Source organism: Mycolicibacterium palauense (genome assembly GCF_002592005.1).
Lineage (GTDB): Bacteria > Actinomycetota > Actinomycetes > Mycobacteriales > Mycobacteriaceae > Mycobacterium > Mycobacterium palauense.
On the sequence record NZ_NVQF01000047.1, the window covers coordinates 23566 to 44863 of the forward strand.

The 21298-nt window shown below is 70.9% G+C and carries 21 protein-coding genes; 17 read left to right on the forward strand and 4 right to left on the reverse strand.

The features are described 5' to 3' along the window. Positions 1-145: 145 nt before the first annotated feature. The 5 genes from CSR00_RS31640 (at position 146) to era (ending at position 5441) form a co-directional block, all read left to right on the forward strand. Complete coding sequence (locus tag CSR00_RS31640) at positions 146-2200, forward strand: PhoH family protein (protein WP_176562132.1); 2055 nt, start codon at positions 146-148, stop codon at positions 2198-2200. A gap of 10 nt (positions 2201-2210) precedes the next feature. After that, positions 2211-2747, forward strand: a complete 537-nt coding sequence (gene ybeY / locus CSR00_RS18160) for an rRNA maturation RNase YbeY (protein ID WP_099023822.1) — start codon at positions 2211-2213, stop codon at positions 2745-2747. A 66-nt stretch (positions 2748-2813) separates the two neighbouring features. Then, complete coding sequence (locus CSR00_RS18165; protein WP_099023823.1) at positions 2814-4199, forward strand: hemolysin family protein; 1386 nt, start codon at positions 2814-2816, stop codon at positions 4197-4199. After that, a complete protein-coding gene (locus CSR00_RS18170) occupies positions 4192-4512 on the forward strand; it encodes a cytidine deaminase-like protein (protein ID WP_099023824.1) in 321 nt (106 codons plus the stop codon). The genes CSR00_RS18165 and CSR00_RS18170 overlap by 8 nt, the downstream gene beginning before the upstream one ends. Next, entirely contained in the window at positions 4509-5441 is a 933-nt protein-coding gene (gene era, locus CSR00_RS18175) for a GTPase Era (protein WP_099023825.1), read from the forward strand. Before CSR00_RS18170 ends, era begins: the two co-directional genes overlap by 4 nt. Before the next feature lie 250 nt (positions 5442-5691). Here era and CSR00_RS18180 read toward each other — a convergent pair whose 3' ends face one another. Both CSR00_RS18180 and CSR00_RS18185 read right to left on the reverse strand, forming a co-directional pair. Beyond that, a complete protein-coding gene (locus CSR00_RS18180; protein ID WP_245906218.1) occupies positions 5692-6240 on the reverse strand; it encodes a CAP domain-containing protein in 549 nt (182 codons plus the stop codon). Between the two features lie 47 nt (positions 6241-6287). Next, complete coding sequence (locus tag CSR00_RS18185; RefSeq protein WP_099023826.1) at positions 6288-7724, reverse strand: amidase; 1437 nt, start codon at positions 7722-7724, stop codon at positions 6288-6290. A 318-nt stretch (positions 7725-8042) separates the two neighbouring features. Here CSR00_RS18185 and CSR00_RS18190 point away from each other — a divergent pair, with 318 nt between their 5' ends. From CSR00_RS18190 to CSR00_RS18245, 12 genes are read left to right on the forward strand one after another with little or no spacing between them, the layout of a single operon-like run. Next, complete coding sequence (locus tag CSR00_RS18190; RefSeq protein ID WP_099023842.1) at positions 8043-8756, forward strand: MlaE family ABC transporter permease; 714 nt, start codon at positions 8043-8045, stop codon at positions 8754-8756. Positions 8757-8799: 43 nt separating this feature from the next. Then, complete coding sequence (locus CSR00_RS18195) at positions 8800-9654, forward strand: ABC transporter permease (protein ID WP_099023827.1); 855 nt, start codon at positions 8800-8802, stop codon at positions 9652-9654. Between the two features lies 1 nt (position 9655). Next, on the forward strand, positions 9656-11008 hold the full coding sequence (locus tag CSR00_RS18200; RefSeq protein WP_099023828.1) for an MCE family protein: 1353 nt from the start codon (positions 9656-9658) through the stop codon (positions 11006-11008). Next, positions 11005-12033, forward strand: coding sequence for an MCE family protein (locus tag CSR00_RS18205; protein WP_099023843.1), 1029 nt, complete (start codon positions 11005-11007; stop codon positions 12031-12033). The genes CSR00_RS18200 and CSR00_RS18205 overlap by 4 nt, the downstream gene beginning before the upstream one ends. Beyond that, the gene (locus CSR00_RS18210; protein ID WP_099023844.1) at positions 12030-13322 is read left to right on the forward strand and encodes an MCE family protein; all 1293 of its coding nucleotides are present in this window, start codon (positions 12030-12032) and stop codon (positions 13320-13322) included. Before CSR00_RS18205 ends, CSR00_RS18210 begins: the two co-directional genes overlap by 4 nt. After that, positions 13319-14581 carry an MCE family protein gene (locus CSR00_RS18215; protein ID WP_099023829.1) on the forward strand — a complete coding sequence of 421 codons (1263 nt, stop codon included), beginning with the start codon at positions 13319-13321 and terminating at the stop codon, positions 14579-14581. The genes CSR00_RS18210 and CSR00_RS18215 overlap by 4 nt, the downstream gene beginning before the upstream one ends. Positions 14582-14634: 53 nt before the next feature. Then, positions 14635-15765: an MCE family protein gene (locus CSR00_RS18220; RefSeq protein ID WP_281259735.1), complete on the forward strand. Its 1131-nt coding sequence runs from the start codon at positions 14635-14637 to the stop codon at positions 15763-15765. Beyond that, entirely contained in the window at positions 15766-17208 is a 1443-nt protein-coding gene (locus CSR00_RS18225; RefSeq protein ID WP_099023830.1) for an MCE family protein, read from the forward strand. A 59-nt stretch (positions 17209-17267) separates the two neighbouring features. Continuing rightward, complete coding sequence (gene recO / locus CSR00_RS18230) at positions 17268-18143, forward strand: DNA repair protein RecO (RefSeq protein WP_099023831.1); 876 nt, start codon at positions 17268-17270, stop codon at positions 18141-18143. Then, entirely contained in the window at positions 18088-18972 is an 885-nt protein-coding gene (locus tag CSR00_RS18235; protein WP_099023832.1) for a decaprenyl diphosphate synthase, read from the forward strand. Before recO ends, CSR00_RS18235 begins: the two co-directional genes overlap by 56 nt. After that, positions 18972-19427 carry a hypothetical protein gene (locus CSR00_RS18240; protein WP_099023833.1) on the forward strand — a complete coding sequence of 152 codons (456 nt, stop codon included), beginning with the start codon at positions 18972-18974 and terminating at the stop codon, positions 19425-19427. Before CSR00_RS18235 ends, CSR00_RS18240 begins: the two co-directional genes overlap by 1 nt. Before the next feature lie 15 nt (positions 19428-19442). Next, positions 19443-20402, forward strand: coding sequence for a GGDEF domain-containing protein (locus tag CSR00_RS18245; RefSeq protein WP_099023834.1), 960 nt, complete (start codon positions 19443-19445; stop codon positions 20400-20402). 14 nt (positions 20403-20416) lie between these two features. Here CSR00_RS18245 and CSR00_RS18250 read toward each other — a convergent pair whose 3' ends face one another. Then, on the reverse strand, positions 20417-20809 hold the full coding sequence (locus CSR00_RS18250) for a Fur family transcriptional regulator (RefSeq protein WP_099023835.1): 393 nt from the start codon (positions 20807-20809) through the stop codon (positions 20417-20419). After that, entirely contained in the window at positions 20806-21171 is a 366-nt protein-coding gene (locus tag CSR00_RS18255) for an ArsR/SmtB family transcription factor (protein WP_099023836.1), read from the reverse strand. Before CSR00_RS18255 ends, CSR00_RS18250 begins: the two co-directional genes overlap by 4 nt. Positions 21172-21298 lie beyond the last annotated feature (127 nt).

Here is a 21298-nt window from a genome sequence, read left to right on the forward strand (position 1 = left end):
CGATCCCGATGTCGAACCGTTATGCCGCGTCGGACCCCGGCGGTAAACTGAGCCGACTTGCCGGCACCACAGCACACCCGAAGCACACCCCAAGCACACCCGAAACAGCACAGAAGCAGCACAGAAAGCAGGCACCAAAACCCACGTGACGCCCCGCGAAACGAACGCCGCCGCTTCCGGCACCACAGTGCGCAGCACCATCGATGTTCCGCCCGATCTCGTGATGGGCCTGCTCGGCTCCGCCGACGAGAACCTGCGCGTCCTGGAAGACAGCCTGGACGCCGACCTGCACGTCCGTGGCAACGCGGTCACCCTGTTCGGCTCGCCCGCCGAGGTCGCCGTGGCCGAACGGGTGGTCACCGAACTGATCGCCGTGCTCGCCGGCGGCCAGCAGCTCAGTCCCGACGCGGTGCGGCGCAGCGTGAGCATGTTGACCGGCGAGGACGACGAGTCTCCGGCCGAGGTGCTCACCCTGGACATCCTGTCGCGGCGCGGCAAGACCATCCGGCCCAAGACGGTCAACCAGAAACGCTACGTCGACGCCATCGACGCCAACACCGTCGTCTTCGGGATCGGCCCCGCCGGCACCGGCAAGACCTATCTGGCCATGGCCAAGGCCGTCAAGGCGCTGCAGACCAAGCAGGTCAACCGGATCATCCTGACCCGCCCGGCGGTCGAGGCCGGGGAGCGGCTGGGGTTCCTGCCCGGCACGCTGAGCGAGAAGATCGACCCCTATCTGCGTCCCCTGTACGACGCCCTGCACGACATGATGGATCCCGAGGCCATCCCCAAGCTGATGGCCGCCGGGGTGATCGAGGTGGCGCCGCTGGCGTACATGCGCGGTCGCGCCCAACCGCTGTCCACCAACGTGCTGACACCCCGCGGTTTTCGGGCGATCGGCGACCTCGAGGTGGGCGACTTCGTGATCGGCTCCGACGGCCGACCCACCGAAGTGCTCGGCGTCTATCCCCAGGGATTCAAGGAGATCTACCGCGTCACCACCCAGGACGGGGCGTCGACCCTGGCCTCCGGCGACCACCTCTGGTCGGTCTACACCCGGGACGACCGCCGGCGCGGTAAGTCGGCCCGCGTGCTTCAGACGAAGGAGATGATCGGCAACCTGCGCGCTGCGCACCACCATCGCTACGAGTTGCCGATGCTGAGCGCCCCCGTGGAATTCGCCGACACACCCGTCCCGCTTGATCCCTACGCACTCGGGTTGCTGCTCGGCGACGGGTGCCTCACCTGCCCGACGACCCCCAGCTTCTCGACCGAGGACCCCGAGCTCGCCGAGGCGTTGCGGGCCACGCCGGGTGAGGTCATCACGGTCGAGAACCCGGTGACGGGGGCGCTGCGTCGCCTGGGGTTGGCGGGGTCGCACTCCGACACGAAGTTCGTCCCCGGGGACTATCTCCTCAACTCCGCCGCGGTACGCCTGAGCGTTCTGCAGGGGCTGCTGGACTCCGACGGTGGAGCGGTCACCGAACGGGACCGCACCTGCCGGATCCAGTTCACGACCGTGTCGGATCGATTGCGCGATGACGTCGTCTTTCTGGTGCAGTCACTCGGCGGGGTGGTCTATCACCGGAGCCGACCCGCGTCGGGACGCAAACCCGGCCCGGCCGGGGGACGCGACGTGCATCACCGGTGTGACGCCCACATCCTCGACATCCGCCTGCCGGAGGGGCTCGCGCCCTTCCGGCTGGCCCGCAAGGCGGCCAAGTACGAGGCCACCGGCGGCGGTCGACCGATGCGGTACATCGACCGGATCGAGCCCGAAGGTACCGGGGAGGCCGTGTGCATCCAGGTCGCGGCGGCGGACTCCCTCTACGTGACCGAGGACATGTTGCTGACGCACAACACCCTCAATGACGCGTTCATCATCCTCGACGAGGCGCAGAACACCACGCCGGAGCAGATGAAGATGTTCCTGACCCGGTTGGGGTTCGGTTCCAAGATCGTCGTCACCGGCGACACCACCCAGGTGGACCTGCCCGGCGGCGCCCGCTCCGGCCTGCGGGCGGCCGTGGAGATCCTCGACGGTATCGACGACATCCATGTCGCCGAGCTGACCAGCGCCGACGTGGTGCGCCACCGGCTGGTCTCGGAGATCGTCGACGCCTACGAGCGCGCCCAGGACGGCGGGGGTCAGCCGGTGAACCGGGCCGCGCGCCGCGCCGGCGGGCGGTCGCAGAAGTGACGGGCCCCGCATGAGCATCGAGGTGTCCAACGAGTCGGGTGTCGACGTCTCCGAGGAGGAGTTGATCAGCGTCGCCCGCTTCGTGATCGCGGCGATGAAGGTCAACCCGGCCGCCGAGCTGTCGATGGTGCTGCTCGACACCGCCGCCATGGCCGATCTGCACATGCGCTGGATGGATCTGCCCGGGCCCACCGACGTGATGAGCTTCCCGATGGACGAGCTGGAACCCGGGGGCCGTCCGGACGCGCCCGAACCGGGCCCCTCGGTGCTCGGCGACATCGTGCTGTGCCCGCAGTTCGCCGCCGATCAGGCCAAGGCCGCGGGGCATCCGCTGGAACACGAGCTGGCGCTGCTGACCGTGCACGGTGTGCTGCACCTGCTGGGCTACGACCACGCCGAGCCCGACGAGGAGAAGGAGATGTTCGGGCTGCAGCGCCGGTTGCTCGAGGACTGGTACGCCGACCAGGCCGAGCTGTACCGCCGGAATCGGCAGAACGAGAAGGACCGTCGGCTGCTCGACAAGTCGCGCTACTTCGATGAATCGTGATCAGCGACGAATACGTGATCAGCGGCGAATACGTGATCAGCGACGAATTGTGAGTAGCGACGAATCGTGAGTGGAGTGGCGCCGCTGTTGGGCGCGATCGCGTTGGTGGCTCTGGGTGGGCTGTTCGCGGCCATCGACGCCGCGGTGAGCACGGTGTCGATGGCACGCATCGAGGAGATGGTGCGCGACGAGCGGCCCGGCGCGGTGCGGCTGGCCCAGATCGTCAACGAACGACCCCGCTACATCAACCTGGTGGTGCTGCTGCGCATCGCCTGCGAGACCACCGCCACAGTGCTGCTGGTCGCCTACCTCGGCGGGCACCTCGGGCTGCGCTGGGGCCTGGTGGCCGCGGCCGGGACCATGATCGTGGTCAGTTTCGTGGCGATCGGGGTCGGGCCCCGCACCGTCGGCAGGCAGAACGCCTACACCATCGCGCTGGCCTCGGCGCTGCCACTGCACACGATCTCGATCCTGCTCACCCCGGTCAGCCGGCTGCTGGTGCTGCTGGGCAACGCCCTGACCCCGGGCCGCGGGTTCCGCAACGGTCCCTTCGCCTCGGAGATCGAGCTGCGCGAGGTCGTCGACCTGGCCCAGCAGCGCGGCGTGGTGGCCGACGACGAGCGCCGCATGATCCAGTCGGTGTTCGAGCTCGGCGACACCCCGGCGCGTGAGGTGATGGTGCCGCGCACCGAGATGGTCTGGATCGAGTCGGACAAGAACGCCGGCCAGGCCACGTCGCTGGCGGTGCGCAGCGGGCACTCCCGGATTCCGGTCGTCGGCGAGAACGTCGACGACATCGTCGGCGTGGTGTACCTGAAGGACCTGGTGGGCCAGACCTATTACTCCACCACGGGCGGCCGCGACGTCACGGTGTCCCAACTGATGCGCCCGGCGGTGTTCGTCCCGGACTCCAAGCCGCTGGACGAGCTGCTGAGCGACATGCAGCGCAGCCGCAACCACATGGCGTTGCTGGTCGACGAGTACGGGGCCATCGCCGGCCTGGTCACCATCGAGGACGTGCTCGAGGAGATCGTCGGCGAGATCGCCGACGAGTACGACGTCGACGAGGTCGCCCCGGTGGAGGAGCTGGGCGACCACCGGTACCGGGTGTCCTCCCGGCTGTCCATCGAGGATGTCGGCGAGCTCTACGACGTCGAATTCGACGACGACCTCGACGTCGACACCGTCGGGGGGCTGCTGGCGCTCGAGCTCGGCCGCGTCCCGCTGCCCGGCGCCGAGATCGTCTCGCACGGCCTGCGGCTGCGCGCCGAGGGCGGGCATGATCAACGTGGCCGGGTCCGGGTCGGGACCGTGCTGGTCAGCCCCGTCGAACCGGTCGCCGACGAGGAACCCCGGGAGGACCGCAAGCGCGACCAGCGACGACGAGACGACAGGAAGCGCGACGAGAAGAAGCGCGACGACGAGAAGGGGACGGCCGACCGGGATGACTGAACCACTCGACGCCGAGGACGCCAAGCTGGTGGTGCTGGCCCGCGGATCCATGGCGCGGGCCGAGAGCGGCAGCGGCGCGGCCGTGCGCGACCTCGATGGGCGCACCTACGCCGCGGCACCGGTGGGGCTGACCGCGCTGACCCTGACCGCGCTGCAGGCCGCCGTGGCCGCCGCGGTCTCCAGCGGCGCGACCGGGTTCGAGGCCGCCGTGCTGGTCGGCGGGTCCGCCGACGATGCCGGCGTGGCCGCCGTGCGCGAACTGTCGTCGGGGGCGGCCGTCATCGTCACCGACCGGTCGGGGACGCCACGGTGAGCGACGCCACGGCGAGCGCAGCGGACACGGCGAGCGAATTCCGGTCGGGCTTCGTCTGCTTCGTCGGGCGCCCCAACACCGGCAAGTCGACGCTGACCAACGCGCTGGTGGGCGCCAAGGTGGCGATCACCTCCAACCGGCCCCAGACCACCCGGCACACCATCCGCGGGATCGTGCACCGCGAGGACTTCCAGATCATCCTGGTCGACACCCCGGGGCTGCACCGTCCGCGCACGCTGCTGGGCGAGCGGCTCAACGACCTGGTCAAGAGCACCTACGCCGAGGTCGACATCATCGGGCTGTGCATCCCCGCCGACGAGGCCATCGGACCCGGGGACCGGTGGATCTACCAGCAGATCCGCGACGTCGCCCCCAGGACCACGCTGTTCGTGATCGTCACCAAGACCGACAAGGTCTCCCGCGAGCGGGTCGCCGCGCAGCTGGTGGCCGTCGAGGCCGAGTTCGGTGCGCACGCCACCGAGATCGTGCCGGTCTCGGCGACCGCCGGGGAGCAGATCGACGTGCTGACCGGGCTGCTGGCCGCACAGCTGCCGCCGGGCCCGGCGTTCTACCCCGACGGCGAGCTCACCGACGAGCCCGAAGAGGTTCTGATGGCCGAGCTGATCCGCGAGGCCGCCCTGGAGGGGGTGCGCGACGAGCTGCCGCATTCGCTGGCGGTGGTCATCGAGGAGGTGGAGCCCCGCGAGGGGCAGGACCTCATCGACGTGCACGCGGTGTTGTTCGTCGAGCGCGACAGCCAGAAGGGGATCGTGATCGGCAAGGGTGGGGCCCGGCTGCGCGAGGTGGGCACCGCGGCGCGCACTCAGATCGAGAAGCTGCTGGGCACCAAGGTGTACCTGGATCTGCGGGTCAAGGTCGCCAAGAATTGGCAGCGCGACCCCAAGCAGCTCGGGCGCCTGGGGTTCTGAGGGCCCTGAGGGTTCTGCGGGCGGGCGGACCCGCCCGCCGTGACATCGCCGGTGATGTCACTTCCGGGGATGCGATGTCGACACCCGGCGGCGGCGCCGGAGTCGGGACAACACGCCGGCGAAAGTGATATCGCCGGTGATGTCACTTCCGGGGATGCGATGTCGACACCCGGTGGCGGCGCCGGAGTCGGGACAACACGCCGGCGAAAGTGATATCGCCGGTGATATCACCCGGTCGGGGCGACCGCCGCTACGGCGTCCAGCCCGGGACCTGGCCGAACTGCCGCTCGGGGGCCATCACCGGCGCGGCGGTGTCGCCCTTGCCGTACACGGCCACCACCACGCTGCGGTCGGGGAAGTGGTTCTCCGACCACACCCCGATGTCGATGTTGGAGCAGTCCGACATGATGCCGTAGTAGTCCGGCCGGTAGTACCACAGCTTGAGCACGTCGAGGTTGTTGATCGCCAGCGCCGGGTTGATCGCCGTGGTCTCGGCGACCGCACCGGCATACCCCGCGTTGCGTGCCCGGTCGGCCACCGTGGACCCGTCGGAGCCGACGTCGCCGTTCAGGGCCGGGTTGTTCAGCACGTCGTTGGTGTGCCACTGGGCAGCCAGCCGCAGCTTGGGGTTGACCTTGATCTCGGTGGAGCAGCCGGCCTTCTGCTGGATGGTGTACACGTTGGCCACCACCCCGTCGTTGAGTCGCCGGTTGTCGGCCGCCGCCGTTGGACTCGCCAGCAGCGCGCCCACGCTGCCCGCCGCGGCGATCACCGCCACGGCCGCTTGCCGTTTCACCATGGCTAGGGAGCCTACTTCAGTCCACGCGGGCCGTGTGCAGCTATCGCTCACTCCGGCCGGCGCTCCCACCAGGGCTCGGGTTCGTGGGCGCTCCACCCGGCGGTGGCCTCCAACTCCGCGGCCAGCGACACCAGCAGCGGCTCGCTGTTGGCCGGGCCCATCAGCTGCACCCCGATCGGCAGCCCCTCGGAGGTGAATCCCGCCGGCACGTTGATCGAGGGCCAGCCCAGCACGTTCCACGGCCAGCAGCCCGGGCAGGCGGCGATCATCTTCCGGTCGGTGGCGTTGGCCCCGAGCCCGTCGAAGGCGGTCACCCGCGGCGGGGGCTGGGCGGTGGTCGGCGCCAGGAAGACGTCGACCGCCGAGAACACCGATCCGATCCGGCGCTGCAGCGCCGCCTCGCGGGCGCGGGCGCGGCCGAGCACCCGCTGCGACAACGCCCGTCCCATCAGCATGTTCGCCGTCGTACGCCGGTCCAGGTCGACCGCCCCGCCGACCCGGTCGGCCCAGTCCAGCAGCCCGGCCGTCGAGCGGGACAGGAAATTCCACGACAACGACACCCCGTAGTCGGGGTTGCCCTCGAGCACGGTGTGCCCCAGCCCGCGCAACCGATCGGCCACCCCGTGCAGGGCGGCCTCGATCTCGGGATGCAGGGTGGCGCGCATCCCGGTGAACGGGAAGCGGGTCGAGACCGCCACCCGCAGCGAGCCGGCGGCCATCCCGACGTGGTCGGACACCGACACCGGCGGAGGCCTGTGCCGATCGCCGTCGACGTTGCCCGAGACCGCGTCGAGCACCAGGGCGGCGTCGGCGACGGTGCGGGCCAGCACCCCGTTGACGGTGATGCCGTTGAACGCCTCCGGCAACGGCCACGTCGAGATCCGACCCCGCTGCGGCTTGATGCCCACGAGGTTGGTCCAGGCCGCCGGGATCCGGACGCTGCCGGCACCGTCGGAGCCGATCGCGGCGGCCACCAGGCCCGCCGCCACCGCCGCGGCGCTGCCGCCCGACGAGCCGCCCGGGGTGTGCTCGCGGCTCCACGGGTTGCGGGTGTGCCCGAAGCCGGGTCCGCTGGTGAACGGCCACTGGCCGAACTCGCAGGTGTTGGTCTTGCCGACGATCACCGCGCCGGCCGCGCGCAGCCGGCGCACCACCTCGGCGTCGGAAGTCGCCGGATTGACCCACCCGTGGGTGCCGAAAGCGGTTGGTACACCGGCGATGTCGACGTCGTCCTTGACCGCGATCGGCACGCCCAGCAGCGGCGAACGGTCCCCGGCGCCGCGGCGGCGGTCGGCCTCGGCGGCCTCGGCGGTCGCCGAGGCGTCCAGCACCACCCGGAACGCGTTGAGGCTGGGCTGACTCTCGGCGATCGCCCGCAGCGCCCGGCGGGTCAGTTCCTGCGACGTCACGCTCCCACTGGCCATGCGGTAGAGCTGGTCGGTCAGCGTGGGAAAACGGGAGGAACGCGATGTAACCATCACCATCCGACAGTAGCCGCGCGCGTTGCAGCAAACTTGGCCCAATCCCGTGGGCCGATCCGGGTCTTAACCCCAACGGGGGAGGTTTATCCCTCTTGGTGGAGCAGTCACAGGCGCCGTGACCTCGCTAATGTTTCCGCCCATGCCGCCCTGCAACGATGCCTGCCTCCTTGTTCCGGGCGGTTGTGCGGCGATGCTAGCAGCGCTTCGAGCAACCCCACGGCGGGTCGGGGTGGACGCGTCGGCCACCCCGGCGGTGCAGTCGTGGTGACCACCCAGCTCCGGGTCACCGGGCCGCTGCGGACGTTGGGCGGGTTCTTCGCGATGGCGCTGGACACGGGCGTGCTGATGTTCCGGCCGCCGTTCGCCTGGCGCGAATACGTGATCCAGACCTGGTTCGTCGCGCGGGTGTCGGTGCTGCCCGCGCTGATGCTCACCATGCCGTACTCGGTCCTGCTGGTGTTCACCTTCAACGTGCTGCTCAACGAGTTCGGGGCGGCCGACTTCTCGGGCACCGGCGCCGCGATCGGCACCGTCAACCAGATCGGGCCGATCGTCACGGTGCTCGTGGTCTCCGGGGCCGGGGCCACGGCGATGTGCGCCGACCTGGGCGCGCGCACCATCCGCGACGAACTCGACGCGCTGCGGGTGATGGGCATCAATCCCGTGCAGTCGCTGGTGGTTCCGCGGGTGCTCGCGGCCACCACGGTCTCGCTGTCGCTGGCGGCGACGGTCATCATCGTCGGCCTGGCCGGAGCCTTCTTCTTCTGCGTGTTCATCCAGGACGTCGCCGCCGGGGCCTTCGTCTCCGGGCTGACCCTGCTGACCGGCGTGGGAGATGTGATCGTCTCACTGGTCAAGGCCGCGCTGTTCGGCCTGGCCGCCGGGCTGATCGCCTGCTACAAGGGCATCTCGGTGGGCGGCGGCCCGGCCGGGGTGGGCAATGCCGTCAACGAGACGGTGGTCTTCACGTTCATGGTGCTGTTCGCCATCAACGTGATCGTCACCGCCGTCGGTATCCAGTTCACGGTGTCGTGAGGCCAACCATGCCGTCACCGCGGGGGTTGCTCAGGGGGTCACCGTGAGCGCCGCCGCGCCGAGCGGGGCCTTCGGCCGCCTGCAGCGGGCCGCCGCGGACTTCGCCGCCGCCTGGAACCGGCTGGGCGCCCAGACCCGCTTCTACGCCCAGACGCTGGCGGCCATCCCCGACGCCGTCGTGCACTACCGCACCGAGGTGCTGCGCCTCATCGCCCAGATGGGGCTGGGCACCGGCGCGCTCGCGGTGGTCGGCGGTACGGTGGCCATCGTCGGGTTCCTGACCATGACCACCGGGGCGCTGGTGGCCGTGCAGGGCTACAACCAGCTGGCCTCGGTGGGCTTCGAGGCACTGACCGGGTTCGCGTCGGCGTTCTTCAACGTGCGGCTGATCGTTCCCGGCACCACCTCGGTGGCGTTGTCGGCGACCATCGGGGCGGCGGCCACCGCGCAGCTGGGCGCCATGCGCATCAACGAGGAGATCGACGCGCTGGAGGTCATCGGGATCCGCAGCGTGACCTACCTGGCGGCCACCCGGGTGCTCTCCGGTGTCGTGGTGGTCATCCCGCTGTACTGCATCGCGGTGATGATGGCGTTCCTGGCCGCCCGCTTCGGCACCACCGCCATCTACGGGCAGGGCTCCGGGGTCTACGACCACTACTTCAACACCTTCCTGAGCCCCACGGACCTGATCTGGTCGTTCTTCCAATCGCTGGCCATGACGGTGGTGATCATGCTGGTGCACACCTTCTACGGGTTCACCGCCTCGGGTGGGCCCGCCGGCGTCGGGGAGGCCGTCGGGCGGGCGGTGCGCACGTCGATGGTGGTGGCCGCGGTGGAAATCGTGATGATCTCGCTGGCCGTGTACGGCCAGACCGGCAACTTCAACCTGGCGGGCTGACATGGAACCCCGGCCCGGCGCACAGCGCATCGCCAACGCGTGGTGGACCGCGATCCTGCTCGCGGTGGTCGTGACGTTCGTGGCCGTCACCGGCGCCGTCTTCGCCGGCACCTTCCGCTCCGTGGTGCCGGTGACGCTCACCGCCGAGCGGTCCGGTCTGGTCATGGCCACCAACGCGAAGGTCAAGATGCGCGGGGTCGAGGTCGGCCGGGTCAAGGACATCCGCGGGGGCGGCGGGCGGGCCGAACTGCGGCTGGACATCTATCCCGACCAGATCCGGTTCATTCCGGCCAACGTGGGGGCCCGGATCCAGTCCACCACCGCCTTCGGTGCCAAGTTCGTCGACCTGGTCTATCCGGCCGACCCGGCACCGCAGCCGCTGGCCGCCGGTGCCGTGCTGCGTTCGGACAACGTCAGCACCGAGGTCAACACCGTCTTCGAGAACATCTCCGATCTGCTCGCGGTGGTCGACCCGGCCAAGCTCAACGCCGTGCTGACCGCGATCGCCGAGGGCGTGCGGGGACAGGGGCAGCGCATCGGCCAGGCCACCACCGACCTCAACCAGGTGCTGGCGGCGCTCAACGCGCGCAGCGACACCATCCGCGCGGACTGGCAGTCCTTCCGGCGCCTGAACGACACCTACGCCGCCGCGGCCGCCGACATCGTGACCGTCCTCGACGGCGCCGCCACCACCAGCACCACCGTGGTCGACCATGCGGTTCAGCTCAACGCGTTGCTGCTCAACGCGATCGGACTGGCCGGCGCGGGAACCGAGCTGCTGACCAGCAGTGCGCCGAGCCTGGTGGGCCTGATCAACGCGCTGGCTCCCACCACCGCGCTGTTGGAGCAGTACAGCCCGACCTACACCTGCTGGCTGCAGGGCACCACCTGGTATCTGGAGAACGGCGGGTATGACGCCTGGGGCGGAATCGACGGGCGCACCGTGCAACTCGACGTCGGCCTGCTGCCCGGCAACGACGCCTATCGCTTCCCGGACCACCTTCCCGTCGTCGCGGCCAGGGGCGGGCCCGGCGGCGCGCCCGGCTGCGGGTCGCTGCCCGACGCGTCGCAGAACTTCCCGGTGCGCCAGCTGATCACCAACACCGGCTTCGGCACCGGCCTGGACATCCGGCCCAACCCGGGCATCGGGCATCCGTGCTGGGGCAACTTCTTCCCGGTCACGCGGGGGATCCCGCAGCCCCCGAGCATCCGTCAGTGCCTGCCCGGCCCGGCGCCCGGGCCGATCCCGTACCCGGGGGCCCCGCCCTACGGTGCGCCGCTCTACGGCCCCGGCGGGGTCCCCCTGTGGCCGGGGGTGCCCGCGGCCCCGCCGACCGGACAGGAGACGCCGTGAAGGACGACTTCCGGGGGGCGGCCCGGCGGCTGGCCGTCTTCTTGACGGTGTGCGCCCTGGGCACCTTCGCGCTGCTGGCGATCTTCGCCGAGTTCCGCTTCGGCGGCGGCAGGAGCTACGCCGCGGAGTTCACCAACGTGTCGGGGCTGAAGAACGGTGACATGGTGCGCATCGCCGGGGTGGAGGTCGGCCAGGTCGAAGCGATCTCCTTCAACGCCGATGCCACGGTGAGGGTCTCGTTCACCACCGACGACTCGGTGACGCTGACCGGCGGGTCGCGCGCGGTCATCCGCTACGACAACGTCATCGGTGGCCGCTACCTGGCGCTGGAGGAGGGCGCCGGCGGGGCCGGCCCGCTGCGGCCGGGCGCCACCATCCCGGTGACCCGCACCCAACCCGCGCTGGACCTGGACTCGGTGATCGGCGGATTCAAACCCCTGTTCCGGGCCCTGGATCCCGAGCAGGTCAACCAGCTCAGCGGCCAGCTGATCGCCGCCCTGGAGGGCCAGGGCCCCACCATCGCCGGGTTTCTCAGCCAGGCCGCGGCGGTGACCACCACGCTGGCCGACCGCGACCGGCTCATCGGCGAGGTGGTCGACAACCTCAATGTGGTGCTGGGCTCACTGGGCGGGCAGTCCGACCGGCTCGACAAGGCCGTGGTGTCGCTGTCGGAACTGGTTGCGGGCCTGGCCGCCCGTAAGACCGACATCACCAACGCCGTGGCCTACACCGACGCCGCGGCCGCCTCGGTCGCCGACCTGCTCGCCCAGGCGCGCGAACCCTTCACCGCAGTGGTGCACGAGACCGACCGCACCGCCGCGATCGCGGTGGCCGACAGCGACTACCTGGACAACCTGCTGGCCACGCTGCCCGACAAGTACCGCGCGCTCAACCGGCAGGGCATCTACGGCGACTTCTTCAGCTTCTACCTCTGCGATGTGGTCCTGAAGCTCAACGGCAAGGGGGGACAGCCGGTGTTCGTCAAGGTCGCCGGCCAGGACACGGGCAGGTGCGCTCCGCGATGAAATCCTTCGCCGAACGCAACCCGGCCGTGCTCGGCGCCGTCGGGGCCGGGCTGGTCTCGGTCGTCGTCATCGGGGCGCTGCAGTACCAGAATCTACCCCTGGTCAACCAGAACCATTCCTACACTGCCTATTTCGCCGACGCAGGCGGATTGTTCACCGGTGCCGGCGTGGAGGTGTCGGGCTATCCCGCCGGGAAGGTGTCGTCCATCGTCCTGGACGGGGCGCAGGTACTGGTGACCTTCACCGTCGACGACGACATCCACCTCGGCCGGTCCACCGAGGCCGCGATCAAGACCAAGAGCCTGCTGGGCACCAAGGTCCTCGACGTCACCCCCCGCGGCGGCGGAGCGCTTACCGGCACGATCCCGCTGAGCCGCACCACCTCTCCGTACCAGCTGCCCGACGCTCTGGGTGACCTTGCCGACACCATCAGCGGGTTGGACACCGACCAGCTGTCGCAGTCGCTGGCCGTGGTCTCGCAGACCTTCGCCGACACCCCCGAGGCGCTGCGCGGCGCCGTCGACGGGGTCGCACGCTTCGCCGACACCCTCAACCGCCGCGACGCCCGGTTGCGCACCCTGCTCGACAACGCCGCACGGGCGACCACGGTGCTGGCCGGCCGCAGCGACGCGATCGTGCGCCTGGTGCACGACACGAATGCGTTACTGGCGCAGCTCAAGTCCCAGAGCGACGCCGTCGATCGGATCTGGGACCACCTGACGGCGCTGTCGGACCGGCTGGCCGAGTTCATCGACGACAACCGTGCACAGCTGCGCCCGGCGCTGGACAAGCTCAACGGCGTGCTGACCATCGTCGACGGCCACCGTGACCAACTCAAGGAGTCGGTGAAACTGCTCAACAGCTACGCCATGTCGCTGGGCGAATCCCTCTCGTCGGGACCGTTTTTCAAGGCCTATGTCAGCAACCTGCTACCCGGCCAGTTCGTGCAGCCGTTCGTGGAGGCGGCGTTCTCCGACCTGGGCCTGGACCCGAGTGTGCTGCTGCCCTCGCAGCTGAGCGACCCGCAGACCGGCCAGCCCGCGACACCGCCGCTGCCGCTGCCGTTCCCACGCACCGGCCAGGGCGGCCCGCCGGCGACCGATCTGCCGGCCGCCATCACCGGTCACCCCGGCGACCCGCGCTATCCCTACCGGCCTCCGTTGCCGGCGCCACCACCCGGCGGGCCGGCGCCCGGACCGCCGGCAGGTCCCGAACCGGGTGCCGGGCCGGTGCCCACCCCGGCCCCGTCGCCGGTGTACGTGCCCGCACCCGACGAGGTGGCACCGTGACCGCGGTGCTGCGGCGTGGCCGGGCGGTGCTGGCCGGGCTGCTGGTCGTGCTGGTGGCCGGCGCCGCGGTGACCGTGGCGCGCCACTGCGAGCACGTCGGGAAGACCTGGCTGGTGGCCTATTTCGACAACAGCAACCTGCTGTTCGCCGGTGACGACGTCCGCATCCTGGGTGTGCCGGTGGGCCGTGTGGAGACGATCGAGCCGGAGCCCACCCGGGCACGGGTGACATTCTGGGTTGACGAGGACCACCCGATCCCCGAGGACGTCAAGGCGGTGATCCTGTCCCCGCAGCTGGTCACCGGTCGGGCCATCCAGCTCACCCCGGCCTATCGTGGCGGACCCAGGCTGCGCAGCGGCGCCGTGCTCGGCCGGGACCGCACCGCGGTGCCGGTGGAATGGGACGACGTGCGCGTGCAGCTGCAGCGCGTCACCGCGCTGCTGGCGCCCACCGAGCCCGGCGGGCTCAGCACCCTGGGCGGGTTCGTCGACACCGCCGCGGACAACCTGCGCGGCCGGGGTTCGGCCATCCGGGACGCGGTCGTCAAACTCTCCCAGACACTCTCGGCGCTCGGCGAGCACAGCGACGACATCTTCACCACGTTCACCAACCTCTCGACGCTGGTCTCGGCGCTGCGCGACAGCGCCGACATTCTCGAACAGCTCAACCGCAACATGGCGACGGTGACCGGCCTGATCGCCGACGACCCGCACAAGGTGGGCCGCGCGGTGCGCGGGCTCAACAGCGTGGTCTCCGATGTGCGCGACTTCGTCGCGGACAACCACGAGGCGGTGGGGACGGCCACCGACACCCTCGGCTCGATCAGCGCCGCCCTGGTCGACAGCCTCGATGACCTCAAGCAGACCCTGCACATCGCCCCGACCGCGGTCGCCAATTTCTACAACATCTACGAACCGGCCAACGGCGCGCTGACCGGTGCGCTGGCGGTCAACAACTTCGCCAACCCGCTGGGCTTCATCTGCGGCGCGATCCAGGCGGCCTCGCGGCTCGGCGGCGAACGGGCCGCCAAGCTGTGCGTGCAGTATCTCGCGCCGATCGTGAAGAACCGGCAGTTCAACTTCCCCCCGCTGGGGGAGAACCTGCTCGTCGGCGCCCAGGCCCGCCCCAACGAGGTGACCTACAGCGAGGACTGGATGCGCCCCGACCACATTCCGGACCCGGTTGCGGACCCGGTGCCCACCGACCCGTCGGCGGGGTTGTCGGGACTGCTCGTTCCGGCCGGGGGAGGCGGGCGGTGAGGCGCCGCGGCGTGTGGCGGCGGGCTTCGGCGGCCCTGGCGGCCCGGGCGGCGGTGCTCGGTCCGGTGGTCGCTGTCGTGCTCACCGTGGCCGCATCGGCCGCGGTGTCGGGCTGCAGTCAGTGGCGTGGGCTCAACACCCTGCCCATGCCCGGCACCCAGGGCGGCGGCCCGGGCTCCTTCGTCGTGCAGGCTCAGCTCCCCGACGTCAACAACATCCAGCCGAACTCGCGGGTCCGCGTCGACGACGTCGATGTCGGCACCGTCACCGGGATCGAACGCCAGGGCTGGCACGCGCTGGTGACCATGCGGCTCAACGGGGGCGTGGCGCTGCCCGCCAACGCCACCGCCGCGATCGGGCTCACCAGCCTGCTGGGGTCGCTGCACGTGGAGCTCGCACCACCGCGCGACGCCGCCCCGCGGGGCCGGCTGCACAACGGATCGCTGATCCCGTTGTCGCACGCCGGCGCCTTCCCCAGCACCGAGCAGACCCTGGCCGCGCTGTCGATGGTGCTCAACGGCGGCGGGCTCGGACAGATCCAGGACATCACCGAGGCCCTGAGCACCGCATTCCGTGGCCGGGAACAGGATCTGCGCGGGCTGATCGCCGGGCTGGACACGTTCACCCGCGACCTCGACGACCAGACCGGCGACATCATCGCCGCCACCGACAGCCTCAACACCCTGGTCGGCACCTTCGCCGCCCGGCAGCCGGTCCTCGACCGTGCACTGGCCACGGTGCCCGAGGCGCTGGCGGTGCTCGACGGGGAACGCGAGCACCTCGTCGAGGCGGCCGACCGGCTGGCCGCCTTCGCCGCGCTGTCGGCCGACACCGTCAACCAGTCCAGGGAGAACCTCGTCAAGGAGCTGACGGACCTGCGTCCGGTGTTGACGTCGCTGGCCGACGCCGGTCCGAGCATGACCCGCGCGCTGAGCCTCATCCCGACGTTCCCGTTCCCCAACGAGACCATCGAGACGTGGCAGCGCGGCGACTACGCCAACCTGACCGCGATCTTCGATCTCACCCTGAGCCGCCTGGACGCCGGACTGTTCACCGGGACCCGCTGGGAGGGCGATCTCACCGAACTGGAACTGCAGTGGGGCCGCACCGTCGGCCAGTACCCCAGCCCCTACACCAAGTCGAATCCCCTTGTGGTTCCCTACCGGTGGGATCAGGGGCCCTAGATGCGGCTGAACCGGAAGATGAAGATCCAGCTGGCCGTGTTCACGCTGATCGCCCTGGCCGCGATGTCGGTGATGACGCTGCACTTCATCAAGCTGCCCGCGATGTTGTTCGGCGTGGGGCGCTATCAGGTGACCGTCGAACTGCCCCGCACCGGCGGCCTCTACAGCGGGGGCAACGTCACCTACCGCGGCACCGAGGTCGGCCGGGTCGACGCGGTCGCGCTGACCGCCACCGGCGTGCGGGCGGTGCTGTCGCTGAAATCGGGCATCGACATTCCGTCGGACCTGCGTGCGGAGGTGCACAGCCAATCGGCGATCGGGGAGCAGTACGTCGCGCTGGTTCCGCGGGGGCCCGGCCCGCCGCTGCGCGACGGCGACGTGATCCCACTGGCCGAGACGTCGGTGCCCCCGGATGTCAACACGCTTCTCGCCGACGCCACCGCGGGGCTGCAGGCGATCCCGCGCGGCGATCTGAAGACGGTGATCGACGAGTCCTACACCGCCGTCGGCGGATTGGGGCCGGAACTGGCGCGCATCGTGGCCGGCTCCACCGACCTGGCGATCGACGCCCGGGAGAACCTCGACCCCCTGCTCGGACTGATCGACACGGCCCGGCCCGTGCTGGACTCACAGACCGACACCGCGGCGGCCATCGATTCCTGGGCGTCGAACCTGGCCACCGTCGCCGCCGACCTCAAGGAGAACGACGGCGCGGTGGCCGGGCTCATCGACCGGGGCGGGCCCGCCGCCGACCAGGTGCGGGCGCTGCTGGCGCGGGTCCGTCCCACGCTGCCGACGCTGCTGGCCAACCTGGTCAGCGTCAACGACGTCGCGGTCACCTACCGTGCCGACCTGGAGCAGTTGCTGGTGCTGTTCCCGCAGGTGATCTCGGCCGGGCAGGCCGGCATCATCGCCAACCGCGACACCAAGCAGGCCTACCGCGGCCAGTACCTGAGTTTCAACCTCAACCTGAACCTGCCCCCGCCGTGCACCACCGGGTTCCTGCCCGCGCAGCAGCAGCGCAACGCCGCGCTGGTCGACTACCCCGAGCGACCCCCCAACCTGTACTGCCGGGTGCCGCAGGACTCGCCGTTCAACGTGCGGGGGGCGCGCAACACCCCGTGCGAGACGGTGCCGGGCAAACGGGCGGCCACCGTCGCGATGTGTGAGAGCGAGCGGGGCTACGTGCCGCTCAACGACGGCTACAACTGGAAGGGCGACCCCAATGCGACCCTGACCGGTCAGCCCGTCCCTGAGCCGCCGCCCGGGCCGGCGGAGGGGCCCGCCCCGCCGTTGGCGATCGCCGACTACGACCCCGCCACCGGCAGTTACGTCGGCCCCGACGGCAGGCTGTACACCCAGGGCGACCTGGCGGCCGGCTCACCGGGCGGGGTCCCGGGGCCGAAGACCTGGCAGTCGATGCTGGTGCCGTCGGCGCCGTGAGGCGGCCACGCCCGGCGCGCATCCCCGGTGATGTCACCCGGTGGTGAGACACTGGTCCGATGCGGCTGTATCGGGACCGGGCGGTGGTGCTGCGCCAGCACAAGCTCGGCGAGGCCGACCGCATCGTCACCCTGCTGACCCGCGAGCACGGGCTGGTGCGTGCGGTGGCCAAGGGCGTGCGGCGCACCCGCAGCAAGTTCGGCGCCAAGCTGGAGCCGTTCGCGCACATCGACGTGCAGCTGCACGCCGGGCGCAACCTCGACATCGTCACCCAGGTGGTGTGCCTGGACGCGTTCGGCACCGACATCGTCCGCGACTACGGCCGCTACACCAGCGCCTGCGCGGTGCTGGAGACCGCCGAGCGCCTCGCCGGGGAGGAGCGGGTCCCGGTGCCCGCCCTGCACCGGCTGACCGTCGGCGCGCTGCGGGCGGTGGCCGACGGCACCCGCCCGCGGGAGCTGCTGCTCGACGCCTACCTGCTGCGGGCGATGGGCATCGCCGGCTGGGCGCCCGCGCTGACCGAGTGCGCGCGCTGCGCCGCTCCCGGCCCGCACCGGGCCTTCCACGTCGCGGCCGGGGGCAGCGTGTGCGTGCACTGCCGGCCGGCCGGGTCGAGCACCCCGCCGCAGGGGGTGCTCGACCTGATGGCCGCCCTGCACGACGGGGACTGGGAACACGCCGTGGCCGCCCCGGCGTCCCACCGCGGCCAGGCCAGCGGGCTGGTGGCCGCGCATCTGCAGTGGCACCTGGAGCGGCAGCTGCGCACTCTGCCTCTGGTTGAGCGCGCCCTGGTCGAGCGCACCCTGGTCGAGCGTGGACAGCGGGTCGATCGTGCGGTCGCCGAGCATCGCGTCTCGCTGGTCGGGCAGGATATGCCCCATGGCGACCAAGAAGCCGGGCAAAACGGCCTACCCCCAGCTGCCTCCAGCGCCTGACGACTACCCCTCGTTCCCCGACAAGTCGACGTGGCCGGTCATCTTCCCCGAGTTGCCGCCGCGGACCAACGGCCGGTTCTCCCGGCCGCCCCAGCACACCTCCAAGGCGGCGGCCCCGCAGATCCCCGCCGGCCAGGTGCCCCAGCACGTCGCCGTCGTCATGGACGGCAACGGCCGCTGGGCCACCCAGCGCGGGCTCGGGCGCACCGAGGGCCACAAGATGGGCGAGGCGGTGCTCATCGACATCACCTGCGGGGCCATCGAGCTCGGGATCAAGCACCTGACGGTGTACGCCTTCTCCACCGAGAACTGGAAGCGCAGCACCGAGGAGGTGCGCTTCCTGATGGGCTTCAACCGGGAGGTGGTGCGCCGGCGGCGGGAGAACCTCGACGCCATGGGGGTGCGGATGCGCTGGGTGGGCTCGCGCCCGCGGATGTGGCGCAGCGTCATCAAGGAGTTCGACATCGCCGAGCAGATGACCGTCGACAACGACGTCATCACCGTGAACTACTGCGTCAACTACGGCGGGCGCACCGAGATCGTGGAGGCGGCGCGGCAGCTGGCCGCCGAGGCCGTCGAGGGCAAGATCAACCCGGCCCGGATCACCGAGGCGGCCTTCGCCAAACACCTGCACCGCTCCGACATCCCCGACGTCGACCTGTTCATCCGGACCTCGGGGGAGCAGCGGGCGTCGAACTTCCTGTTGTGGCAGGCCGCCTACGCTGAGTACGTGTTCCAGGACAAGCTGTGGCCGGACTACGACCGGCGCGACCTGTGGGCCGCCTGCGAGGAGTACGTGTCGAGAAACCGTCGGTTCGGCAGGGCCTGATGCCGGCCGGGGAGTCGTTGCGGCGCCGGTTGTCCTCGGCGCTGGCCGAGGTGGCCACCGTCGTCGAGGAGGACGACGGTGCCCTGACCGTCAGCCACGAGGGCACGGTGGCCTCGCTGCGGGTGGTCGACATCGCCGACGACCTGGAGATGGTGTCGCTGACCCAGCCGCTGGCGTGGGATCTCGCACTGACCGCCAAGACCCGTGAGCGGGTCTCCGAGCTGGCCAGCGCCACCCTGCTGGGCACCGTCGCGCTGGTGGAGAAGTCGGTGCCGACCGCGGTCAACGGTGGGTCGCCGGCGTCGTCGACCCGCCGCTCGAAGGTCAAGAAGGTGGGGGATGTGTTGCTGCGCTATAACTTTCCCGGTGCCGGTCTGACCGACGAGGCGCTGCGGACGCTGATCCTGATGGTGCTCTCCGCCGGCGCCGACGTACGCCGGACGCTGGCCGGCTGACGGCGGCCGACGCCGATGGCCGACGATCGGGGTCCCGATTTCGGGGCGGGGCTGCGCCAGCGGATGCTGGTCACCTACCTGGTGATCCTGCTGGGCCTGTATCTGTTGGCCGTCGTCACCGCCCGCTGGGTGGACACCCCGCCGTCGCGGGCCCGCGGCGAGGAAGTGGCGGTGGCACTGTGCCTGGTCGGGCTGGGGCTGGCGATCCCGGTGCGCGGCCGGGTGCCCACCTGGCGCTACGGGCTCAGCGTCGTGTCGGCGGGTGCGGCGCCGATCGTGCCGCTGCTGTTCCACGACCGGATCGAGGGACAGGTGTGGTCGGTGGTCCCGCTGATGTTCATGGCGGTCCATCTGCGGACCTGGCACCGTCCGGCGGTGGCGCGGGCGGCGGCCGCGGTGATCGCCCTGGTCGCCGCGGCGGCGCTGGTGACCGGGCCGGCCCCGGTGCCGCGGCTGTGGCTGGTGCTCTACGTGGTGTCGATCCTGGGTGCCGCCGAGGTGTTCGGGGTGCTCAATTCGGCGCTGCTGGACGCCGCCCTGCGCGACCCGCTGACCAGGGTGTGGAACCGTGCGGGCATCGAACACCGGGCCGAGCGGACGGCGTCGCGGGCGCGGCGCAAGGGGGAGCCGCTGGCCGTGCTGGCCTTCGACGTCGACGACTTCAAGGGCGTCAACGACCGCGACGGCCACGCCGCCGGGGACCGGGTGCTGACCGGGCTGACCCGGCGCTGGGTGGCGCGGTTGCCCGAGTCGGCGATGATCGGCCGGGTCGGCGGGGACGAGTTCGTGGTGGCCGTGCCCGGCTACGACGAGGCGCGGGCGCGCCGGCTCGCCGAGGACCTGGTCGACGGACACACGGTGCGGGTGACCTACGGCGTGGCCGTCGGGTCGGCCGAGGGGGAGGGATTCCCCGCGCTGTTGGAGGCCGCGGACGCGGACCTCTACCGCGCCAAGCGCGAGCGCAAGAGCGGGTAGCCGCGAGCCGGTGCTCAGCCGCGGCAGCCCGCGCAGGTGCCGAAGATCTCGACGGTGTGGCTGACGTCGGTGAAGTCGTGTTCGGCGGCGACACCGGCGGCCCAGTCCTCGACCTCGGGGCCGGCAACCTCGACGGTGGCGCCGCAGTCGCGGCACACCAGGTGGTGATGGTGGTGCGCCGAGCAGCGCCGGTACAGCGACTCGCCGGTGTCGGTGCGCAGGGTGTCGACGAGCCCGGCCGCCGACATCGCCTGCAGGGTGCGGTAGACGGTGGTCAGGCCGATGGTGTCGCCGCGCTGGCGCAGCTGCTCGTGTAGTTCCTGCGCGGAGCGGAAATCCTCGACGGTGTCGAGCAGTTCGGTGATCGCCGCGCGCTGGCGGGTGGAGCGGGTGGCGGGTCTGGTCATCGGTGCTCCTCGGCGGCGTGGGCGACGGCGTCGAGCACGATGTGGGCCAGGTGGTGGTCGACGAGGCGGTAGAGCACCTCGCGGCCGGAGCGTTCCCCGGCGACCACCCCGGCGGCCTTGAGGATGCGCAGGTGCTGGCTGACCAGGGGTTGCGGGACGGCCAGCGCGTCGACGAGCTCGTGCACGCAGCGCTGGGATTCGCGCAGCTGCAGCACGATCGCGATGCGCAGCGGGGCGGCCAGGGCGCGCAGGATCTCCCCGGCCGAGTCGAGGATGTCGCGGGGCGGCATCTCGGGGAACGGCGCGTCACCGTGCTGGTGGTCGGGGCCGGGCTCCAGGCTGCCCTCGGTGGCGGTGGTCATGGGGTGTTTCCTTCGTATCGGTCTGCGCCCGCACTCGGGATATTATTGGAAACCGTTTTCAGTTGTCTTCCACTCTTACATGCACGATCACGCATGTCAAAGGGCCGCGCCGCGCCGCGCCCTACCC

Coding starts and splice junctions, on each gene's coding strand:
- CSR00_RS18210 (WP_099023844.1), top strand. CDS start 12,030: ATGAAATCCTTCGCCGAACGCAACCCGGCCGTGCTCGGCGCCGTCGGG.
- CSR00_RS18235 (WP_099023832.1), top strand. CDS start 18,088: ATGGCGACCAAGAAGCCGGGCAAAACGGCCTACCCCCAGCTGCCTCCA.
- CSR00_RS18185 (WP_099023826.1), bottom strand. CDS start 7,724: ATGGTGATGGTTACATCGCGTTCCTCCCGTTTTCCCACGCTGACCGAC.
- CSR00_RS18180 (WP_245906218.1), bottom strand. CDS start 6,240: ATGGTGAAACGGCAAGCGGCCGTGGCGGTGATCGCCGCGGCGGGCAGC.
- recO (WP_099023831.1), top strand. CDS start 17,268: ATGCGGCTGTATCGGGACCGGGCGGTGGTGCTGCGCCAGCACAAGCTC.
- CSR00_RS18255 (WP_099023836.1), bottom strand. CDS start 21,171: ATGACCACCGCCACCGAGGGCAGCCTGGAGCCCGGCCCCGACCACCAG.
- CSR00_RS18170 (WP_099023824.1), top strand. CDS start 4,192: ATGACTGAACCACTCGACGCCGAGGACGCCAAGCTGGTGGTGCTGGCC.
- CSR00_RS18200 (WP_099023828.1), top strand. CDS start 9,656: ATGGAACCCCGGCCCGGCGCACAGCGCATCGCCAACGCGTGGTGGACC.
- CSR00_RS18190 (WP_099023842.1), top strand. CDS start 8,043: ATGGCGCTGGACACGGGCGTGCTGATGTTCCGGCCGCCGTTCGCCTGG.
- CSR00_RS18225 (WP_099023830.1), top strand. CDS start 15,766: ATGCGGCTGAACCGGAAGATGAAGATCCAGCTGGCCGTGTTCACGCTG.
- CSR00_RS18240 (WP_099023833.1), top strand. CDS start 18,972: ATGCCGGCCGGGGAGTCGTTGCGGCGCCGGTTGTCCTCGGCGCTGGCC.
- CSR00_RS18250 (WP_099023835.1), bottom strand. CDS start 20,809: ATGACCAGACCCGCCACCCGCTCCACCCGCCAGCGCGCGGCGATCACC.
- CSR00_RS18245 (WP_099023834.1), top strand. CDS start 19,443: ATGGCCGACGATCGGGGTCCCGATTTCGGGGCGGGGCTGCGCCAGCGG.
- ybeY (WP_099023822.1), top strand. CDS start 2,211: ATGAGCATCGAGGTGTCCAACGAGTCGGGTGTCGACGTCTCCGAGGAG.